The organism is Lyngbya sp. CCY1209 (assembly GCF_035615495.1).
Taxonomy (GTDB): domain Bacteria; phylum Cyanobacteriota; class Cyanobacteriia; order Cyanobacteriales; family Microcoleaceae; genus Limnospira.
The window spans coordinates 1-1,297 of sequence record NZ_JAJENU010000080.1 but is presented as its reverse complement, the minus strand read 5'-3'; the positions used below and the strand labels follow the sequence as shown (position 1 = coordinate 1,297).

The window sequence follows — 1,297 nt, the reverse complement described above, 5'->3', positions numbered from 1 at the left end:
CCCACAACTGTTCATCCGCGCCGTAACCCACCATTTATTTTTTAATGCACAGTTTTAGTAGAAATAGTCCACTACTGGACTGACACATCTTAAACGGTGGGTTACGGCGGATTGCTATATTGCCTTCACAGCATAGGTTTCAGCCGCCTAACCCACCCTACTGGATCGACTACTCGGTATCGAGCATGAACCAGATATGCTGTCTCAACCCTAACTGCGATAACCCCTCGGTTCCCGACACCAACCGGTTGTGTCCCAAATGCCAAAAGCCGCTGGTGCTGCTGAGGCACCGCTACCGACCCGTGAAATCTTTGGGTCAGGGTGGGTTTGGCAAAACCTACCTGGCGATGGATAATGATAAATTCGGGGAAACGTGCGTCATCAAACAACTCGCCCCCCAAGCCGGTAGCACCGCCGCCGTCCAAAAAGCCCAGCAATTATTCGAGCAAGAAGCACGACAGCTACAAAACCTCCAACATCCGCAAATCCCCGATTTAAAAGCCTATTTTTCAGAAGGCAGCTATTTTTATTTTGTTCAAGATTTTATCGAGGGCGATAATTTATTAGGCGAATTGAAACGGGGGATATTTGATGAACAGAAAACCATCAAATTTCTCAATGAATTATTGCCGGTACTCAAATATATTCATGACCGGGGCATTGTTCACCGGGACATCAAGCCGGAAAATATGATGCGGCAGCGGTCTGACGGGCGCCTCTTTTTAATTGATTTTGGAGTTTCCAAACAATTGCAGGGAACCATTTATACGGGGACCTCTATCGGCACATTTGGTTATGCTCCCCTGGAACAGATGCAGGATGGGAAGGTTTATCCGGCCAGCGATTTATTTAGTGTGGGGGCAACTTGCTTTCATTTGTTGACGGGAATGCATCCTTGGGAAGTGTGGCGTTTAAAGGGTTATGGCTGGGTGCAAGAATGGCGGCAGCATCTCAAGAAACCGGTCAGTTCGCAATTTGGAACGGTTTTGGATAAGCTGTTGGCGTTGTATCCCGAACAGCGCTATCAGTCGGCGGTCGATGTTTTAAACGCTTTCAATGAAGAAGATACCGTTGTTGAGGTGTCCTATCGGGGATATGTCCGGCGTCTGCCCCCGAAAACGGCTGAATCGCGATCGCGACTGTCGGAAGATATCACCGTCGAAACGGAGGAGGATTTCCCCATCGCCACCTACCGAACAACCACCGCTCAACAAATGGTGATCCTCAACCGCATGGGCAAGGCCTACCCCCTGAACGTGGCCGACATCCCCGGCGGTTCGGCGCGATCGCGGGGCGT

The 1,297-nt window shown here is 50.1% G+C and carries 1 protein-coding gene; it reads left to right on the top strand.

What is annotated here, in order from left to right; genetic code table 11:
- Nucleotides 1–185 precede the first annotated feature (185 nt).
- The coding region (locus tag LKE08_RS00400; protein WP_324702214.1) for a protein kinase at nt 186–1,297 on the top strand (1,112 nt) is incomplete at its 3' end.